The organism is Moraxella sp. (assembly GCF_024227015.1).
GTDB lineage: Bacteria > Pseudomonadota > Gammaproteobacteria > Pseudomonadales > Moraxellaceae > Moraxella.
The window spans coordinates 1-7675 of record NZ_JAAELD010000310.1 but is presented as its reverse complement, the minus strand read 5'-3'; the positions used below and the strand labels follow the sequence as shown (position 1 = coordinate 7675).

General features: G+C 43.2%; 8 protein-coding genes. All 8 read right to left on the bottom strand.

Going from position 1 to position 7675, the window contains the following annotated elements; all coding sequences use genetic code 11:
* Positions 1–717, bottom strand: a 717-nt coding sequence (locus GY683_RS07085; protein WP_297288068.1) for a transcription antitermination factor NusB, incomplete at its 3' end; no start/stop codon positions are given.
* Positions 718–797: 80 nt separating this feature from the next.
* A complete protein-coding gene (locus tag GY683_RS07080; RefSeq protein ID WP_297288067.1) occupies positions 798–1064 on the bottom strand; it encodes a DUF6578 domain-containing protein in 267 nt (88 codons plus the stop codon).
* A complete protein-coding gene (gene fmt / locus GY683_RS07075; RefSeq protein ID WP_297288066.1) occupies positions 1061–2053 on the bottom strand; it encodes a methionyl-tRNA formyltransferase in 993 nt (330 codons plus the stop codon). The genes GY683_RS07080 and fmt overlap by 4 nt, the downstream gene beginning before the upstream one ends.
* Before the next feature lie 59 nt (positions 2054–2112).
* Positions 2113–2775 carry a riboflavin synthase gene (locus GY683_RS07070; RefSeq protein WP_297288065.1) on the bottom strand — a complete coding sequence of 221 codons (663 nt, stop codon included), beginning with the start codon at positions 2773–2775 and terminating at the stop codon, positions 2113–2115.
* Between the two features lie 407 nt (positions 2776–3182).
* Entirely contained in the window at positions 3183–4244 is a 1062-nt protein-coding gene (gene ribD, locus GY683_RS07065) for a bifunctional diaminohydroxyphosphoribosylaminopyrimidine deaminase/5-amino-6-(5-phosphoribosylamino)uracil reductase RibD (RefSeq protein WP_297288064.1), read from the bottom strand.
* A 4-nt stretch (positions 4245–4248) separates the two neighbouring features.
* Positions 4249–4719, bottom strand: a complete 471-nt coding sequence (nrdR, locus tag GY683_RS07060; protein ID WP_297288063.1) for a transcriptional regulator NrdR — start codon at positions 4717–4719, stop codon at positions 4249–4251.
* Positions 4720–4746: 27 nt separating this feature from the next.
* The gene (gene mnmE, locus GY683_RS07055; RefSeq protein ID WP_297288062.1) at positions 4747–6135 is read right to left on the bottom strand and encodes a tRNA uridine-5-carboxymethylaminomethyl(34) synthesis GTPase MnmE; all 1389 of its coding nucleotides are present in this window, start codon (positions 6133–6135) and stop codon (positions 4747–4749) included.
* Positions 6136–6299: 164 nt separating this feature from the next.
* The coding region (yidC, locus tag GY683_RS07050; protein WP_297288061.1) for a membrane protein insertase YidC at positions 6300–7675 on the bottom strand (1376 nt) is incomplete at its 5' end.

Sequence of the window (7675 nt, the reverse complement as noted above, 5' to 3'; positions counted from 1 at the left end):
TAAAATATGCCCGCAAAGCTGTGCATGACGGTCTTGCACACTCACAAAGCCGTCTTGAAAATGGGGCAAGGATTGCACTTTTTGCGAAGTGGTCAGCTTAATCACACGCTCATCTGCCACGCCAAGCGGTAGGATTTCGTGAGCGATATTGGCAGAATTTAGCAGATTGGCATAATATGTAAGCGTGCTAAATTTGCCATTCACACGCAAAAATATCGGAGCAGGCTTTCGCAAATTTTGCCCCAAACTTTCATAATACTCGCCCCAATCTTGCTTGAATTCTTTGGCAAGCCAATTAGGCAGGCTGTGATTTTTATTGACCTTTTTGGCGAATTTTTCTTTTTTGTCCGCCACTTTTCGTAATATGGCGTTAATGAGTCCCACGCCATAATTTTTATTTAACGATTTGACCGCATTTAATGTTTCGTTGATAATGGCATAATCGGGCGTGTTCATATATAAAAGTTCGTACAAACCCATATTTAACGCACAAGTAATGCCAATATCGGTTGGGGGCTGTTTTATCAAACTCTCGCCAATGCGACTAATGGCGTGCCAATGGCGAAGCGTGCCTAATAATAATTCGTGGGCGAAGCCTTTTTCATTATCTTTGACGGCAGTTAATAAATCGTCCAATAATAATGCCAAGGACTGCCCTTGATTGATTTTTTCAAGGGTTAAAATAATATTGGCTCGGACGGGTAAATTTTTATTCATCATTTTTATTTAATCGCAACATCGTTTAATACAACTAAAAAGCCACTTTCTGCCACTTCATCGGGCATAAATTCTTTGGCTTATGGGATTGGAGTTTTATGATAACTGATAGGGTATAATACGCCATTGTCTCTTTTTTCATATTGACACTTTATCCCATAAATCTCAATCACTTTACCTGCAATCACCAAATCAGTATCATCGTGAGCTTCATAGTAATAATCCGCTTGAACTAAAAAATCATTATTAGATTTTACGCAATCCCATTGAACCATATCGCCTATTTTAAACGGCTCACCACAACAGTCCATTTGCCAGCCGTCATAATATACACTGATTGCATTCATCTCATTACCCAATCAAAAACTTGTCCATCTTTTAATTTATCGCCCACCGCAATTTGTTCGGCAGTCAAAGGCTTACCCCCTGCCCATTGCATTTTTGTGATATTTATCAAATGCTTATCGCCATTTTCATCAGCACCGCACGCCACCAGCACCGCCTTTCGCCCCACACTCACAATCTTACCTGCCGTCTCGGTCGTGGTTTGGTCAGGCTTTATGGGCGTGCATTCTAGCACCTTGATACGCTCACCATTTAAAAAAGCAAACGCATTTAACGCACGGATTTGGCGGTTGATATGGTAGGCAGAATTTTGCCAGTTAATTTGCCCTTCATCGGTGCTTACTTTTTCAGCATAATTGGCAAGACTGTCGTCTTGTGGCTCGGCACTGGCTTGAAAAGTCGCCAACTCTTTTAGCACGGTTATCATCGCCACACCGCCCAAATCCGCCAATTTGTCATGAAGCGTTTGGGTCGTGTCGGTGTCGGTAATGTCGCAAGGGAGCTTGTAGAGCATATCGCCCGTGTCAAGCCCTTGATTCATCTGCATTATCGTAATGCCCGTGGTCGTATCGCCTGCCAAAATTGAGCGATGAATGGGAGCCGCCCCACGCCACCTAGGCAGTAGCGAGCCGTGAATGTTTAGGCAACCATAGGTCGGGGTATTTAGCACGCCAAGCGGCAAAATCAAACCGTACGCACAAACAATCATCACATCAGGGCGATAATTGGCAAGTGTTTCACGTGAAACCTGTCCGTTTTCATGCTTTAAGCTAAAACTTATCGGCTGTTCCACAGGGATATTGTGGGCGACTGCCAATTCTTTAACAGGACTGGCGGTTAATTTTTGCCCACGTCCAGCTTTCCTATCAGGCTGAGTATAGACCGCCACAATGTCAAGATTTAGCTCGTCTTGGCGGTCAATTAGGGCTTGCAAGGCGATTTTGGCAAATTCTGGTGTACCTGCGAAAATTACTCTTAATTTATTGTTCATTTTTTGCCTTTATGTATGCTGGGTAATTACCCAATGATAGATTGGACAACTGTCGATTTTTATTTAAAAAACCCACTTTTTATCAACAACTCTTCGGTAATGTTGCTTTGTGGCGTGTCGGTTTTTGCTCCGATAAGTCGCTCCAAATACCGTGCCACCAAATCCACTTCTATATTCACCTCTCGCCCCACTGTCCAATGCCGTGCGATATTAGTCATCTCGGCAGTGTGCGGAATGATATTTAGGCAGACGATATTTTCAGACGGTTTTATGCGGTTGGTCGTCAGACTAATGCCGTCCACCGTGATTGAGCCTTTGTCAGCGGTGTATTTCATCAGATCGATCGGTAGGGCGACTTCGATATAGACCGATCGTGCGTCTTTGGCGATTTTGGCGATTTTACCCACGCCGTCCACATGACCTGCCACGATATGCCCGCCAAAACGTGTGGTTGGGAGCATGGCTTTTTCTAGGTTGAGCGTGTCGCCTACTTTCCAGACATTTAGGGCAGAAATGGCTAATGTTTCACGTGAAACATCTACCGCATAGCTGTTGCCGTCTATCGCCACCACCGTCAAGCAAATGCCGTTGGACGCAATGGAGTCGCCCAATTTGACATCGCCAAAATCCAAATCAGGGGCAGTAATCGTCAATCGTACATCGCCTCCCGTGGGCGTAATGGCGGTCAGCGTGCCTGTCGTCTCTATGATACCTGTGAACATACTTTGTCTCTACATTCTATTTCTTAGATTATTAATAATATTTAATATAAATATTTAATTGATATAACTCATCAAATTATTTAATCACAAAGCCATCAGATTATCGAACTACACTGATGATAAAAAGACTGTGGATAACATTTAAATACTTAGATAATTGGGCAATTATATTGTAAAGACAATAAAAGTTATCCACAAACAAATATTGAATAAATAGTAATCACCACTAGATCAATGTTTCACATGGAACATTAGTAAAATCATATATTTATTGAAAATAATGAGATAAATATATGATTAATTTAATAAAGTTATCCACAAGGATATTTATCCGTGTATTTGGTAAAAACCATGATTCAAATCATCTATTTTAGTCTGTGGATAACTTATGCCCCTTACTGCTTAGATCATATCTTTTGGAATACTAATTTTAGATCACTACCGATTTTTTGATACTCTATTAAATTAAATCTTTTTTGTGATGCTAATGTTTCCAACGTAAATTCAAAAGCTGTTTTTGCGGTGTTGCCTAAAATACAAGGTGCTTGATAGATAATAAGTTCATCTACCAGCCCTTTGTCAATAAAAGCGCCTGCCAATACACTTCCTGACTCTACCAGAACATCATGGCACTGATGCTGGTTTACCAATACATCAAGCAACGTCTCAAGGTCGTCTCGCCACAACAGGGTATTTTTATCTTTAAATACTTGATAATGATCGCAATAATCAAGTTTGGAACTTCTATCAACGACCACTATCTTGGGCTGAATTATCTCATCTACAGCAATCCCCAGCATCTTGGAGCGCACATTTAAAGATGGATCATCTGCGATAACTGTACCAGAACCTGTGATGATGGCACCACTTTTTGCACGGAGTTTTTGAACATCTTCTCGCGCTTCTACACCAGTAATCCATTTAGATTCACCGCCACTCATGGCAATTTTACCATCTAGGCTCATTGCCATTTTTAAGCGTACATAAGGTTTCTTAGTTGCCATGGCGGTCAAGAAGCCTTTATTTAATGCTTTAGCTTCATCTTCACACACACCAACCGTAACTAAAATACCTGCTTGTGTAAGTCTCTTGATGCCATTACCAGATACGAGAGGGTTAGCGTCTAGAGTAGCGACAACCACGCGCGCTACCTTAGCTTTTACCAATGCTTCAGCACACGGCGGTGTTCTACCAGTGTGACTGCAGGGTTCTAATGTCACATAAGCTGTCGCTCCTGAGACATCGATACCTTTAGATTCCACATCTCTTAGTGCATAAACTTCGGCATGCGGCATGCCAGCCTTAGGATGAAAACCCGTTCCAATTATTAAATTATCCTTAACAATAACGCAGCCTACTGCAGGATTTGGTTTTGTAGTAAAACTACCTTTTTTCGCCTCTGCAATGGCAAGATTCATATAATACACATCTTCAGAAGTGTAATTTTTATCGTAAGATAACTGGGTCATGAAGCTATTTCCCCATAACTTCTACACCAGCATGAATACTGGCAAGCTCAGCTTGAAATGCCGCAATGTCTTGAAAATCTCGATAAATACTGGCAAATCTCACATAAGCCACATCATCCAAACCTTTCAACTCAGACATGACCACTTCGCCCACCATCTTACTAGAGATCTCACGCTCACCCATGTTACGTAGCTTATGTTCGACACGCCCAATGGTGGCATCAATCTCATCGCTGGTGACAGGGCGTTTTTGTAATGGCAGTGAAATAGAACGCCTTAATTTGTTCTGATCATAAGGTTCGATGCGACCATTCGCCTTAATGATGCGCGGCATGACAACCTCCACCACTTCAAAGGTGGTAAACCTCTCACCACATTCTGTGCATTGGCGACGTCTACGCACTTGAGCGCCTTCGGCCGCCAGCCTAGAATCGATCACCTTGGTGTCTAGCGCATTACAATAAGGGCAATACATCCATCACTCCTTTATTATCCGATTGCATTACTTACCAATACAAAAACTGGAAAAAATCTTACCAAGCAGCTCATCGGCGCTCATCTGACCTGTAATCTCGCCTAGCGCCTGCTGTGATGACCTTAAACTCTCCGCTACCAATTCACCGGCAAAGTATACTGTCAGCTGCTCTTTAGCTTCGATAATATGAGCCTTGGCGCGTTTTAGCGCATCAATATGGCGCGTACGGGCAATTAGGCTGTTTTCTGGTGGGTGAAAACCAACTTTTTGCTTCAAATATTCAATCAAATGATCGATACCTTCACCAGTTTCACATGAAACATTGATTAAGTTCTCATATAAGACATTAGTAGCGTCTGTTTCACGTGAAACATTGTTCAATAAATCAGATTTATTTGCCACCATGATGAGCTTCTTATTTAAAGTCTCAAAATCTTCTGCCTCGAACAGCGATTTTGCGAGCGCCACGGGATCATTCTCCGCGGTCACGTCGTACACCATCAAGAGAATATCAGCGCGATGAATGGCTTCTTTGGCGCGGTGAATACCAATCTGCTCCACTTTATCATCGGTTTGTCTAAGTCCTGCAGTATCTGTCAAATGTACAGTAAGTCCGTCTAAATTTAACTGCTCTTCTAAGGTATCACGAGTTGTCCCCGCAATGTCGGTTACGATTGCGCGCTCAGTACCCGCCAGTCGATTCAAGAGACTTGATTTACCCGCATTAGGCTTACCTGCCAGCACCACATGTACACCATCACGAAGCAGCTGTCCTTGATGGGCTGTGGCCAAAATCTCATCCAATTTCGCCAAAATCTCGTCAATCTTAGCTTTAATCACGCCATCTGATAAGAAATCCACATCTTCTTCATCTGGAAAATCAATGCTCGCTTCAACGTATAATCGCAGGTTGGTTAATTTATCCAGCAGGTCATTGATTTTATTAGAAAATTCACCCGACAAAGAACGAATAGCGCTGGTAGCTTGGGCAATGCTGGTTGCACTAATGGCATCACTGATCGCCTCAGCTTGCACAAGGTCAATCTTATCATTATCAAAGGCACGCATGGAAAATTCACCAGCAGTTGCCTGACGTGCACCGAGCTCAAAACAGCGTGCAAGAAGAAGATTTTGAAGCACAACACCGCCATGCCCCTGAATCTCTACCACATCCTCACCAGTAAAAGAATGCGGCGCCTTAAAATAAATCACCACCCCTTCATCAATCACACCTGTATCACCCATGAACTTAGTAAAATGCGCATGACGTGGCGTCAAAGATGTCTTTTGGCTGATCTTACAACCGATCTCATAAGCATCTTTGCCTGATAAGCGAATGACACCAACACCGCCTTGACCAATGGGGGTGGCGATGGCTGCAATCGTAGGGTTTTGAATGATTTGGGTGATAGTCATAAATTTACTAAAATTATTTTTTGATAACCTTTTATTGTAGCACTTTTGGCAGAAAAGTTATAGAACAATCTACTACTTAACAAGTCGCTTTACAATATCGACAAATTCCACCCAACAAAAAATCCCGCCAACTTGACGGGATTTTTTTGGGTTTAATGGGATAGTTATGCGCGTGCCTGCATTTGTTTTTCAACACGCTTATTTACCCAGTGCTGATGCGCCATGCTGAACAAGTTGTTCACTGTCCAATAAAGCACCAAACCTGCTGGGAAGAACAGCATGAACACTGCAAACACAAGCGGCATGATCTTCATCATCTTGGCCTGCATCGGATCTGTCGGCTGCGGGTTTAGTAGCTGCTGAACGAACATGGTGCCCGCCATGATGATTGGTAAAATAAACCAAGGATCCATCGCAGACAAGTCTTTAATCCATAGAATCCAAGGCGCGTGACGAAGCTCAACACTCTCAACCAAGCACCAATATAGCCCAAGGAAAATCGGCATCTGAATCAGAATTGGCAAACAGCCGGCCATCGGATTTACTTTCTCATCACGATAAAGCTGCATCATCTCTTGGCTCATCGCCATGCGGTCATCGCCGTGCTTGTCTTTAAGCGCTTGTAGCTTTGGTGCAATGGCACGCATTTTTGCCATAGACATGTAGCTCTTATTAGATAACCAGAACAGTGCGATTTTAACCAATATTGTCAAACCAACAATCGCCCAACCCCAGTTTCCAAGGATCTTATACAGTGCTTCTAGCACCATAAATAACGGCTTAGAAATCGGCCAAAACACACCATAATCGACAGTTTTTTCAAGTCCGGTCGCTACAGGTTCTAGCTCTTTTTGAACTTTAGGACCTGCGTATAGCGTCGCATCTAGCGTGATTTGTTTACCAGCAGCCACATTAACCACAGGGCTGTTAAAACCGATAAAGTGATCATTACCAATGGTGCGGCTGTAGAAGTGACCATCAAACTCGCCTGGCGTCCACGCTGACACGAAATAGTGCTGGATGATCGCCACCCAACCATCACGACTTATGACGTTAAGCTCGCCGTCATTGAAGTTGCCAAATTTTAATTTGTTATAAGGATCATCGGGCGTACCCCAAGCACCACCTAGGTAGGTCGCCATGCGCATCATGCCTTTATCTTCAACACCAGGATCAACACTGTTGTCACGCTTTAGCTGTGCATACATCTGACCCTGCCAAGCAGCAGCAGAGGTGTTATTGATGTTATAGCTTAGATTAATTGGGTATTCACCCGCCTTAAAGGTATAGGTCTTGGTGATGGTTACGCCATCTTTTTGGTGTACCAAAGGCACTTGTAGCGTACCTGCGCCATTTAATTCATAGCTGCTGCGTGGGCTGGTATAAGTAGCACGACCTTCAGCGGTATCGATGCCATTTTGACCAATCAGACCTGACTGCGCCACATAAGTATGTCCGGCATCGCTCTCAAGCAATACAAAACTCTCAGCGCTATCAAGCGTCGCGTCGTACTGTTTTAGTGCCGCATAAACGATATCGC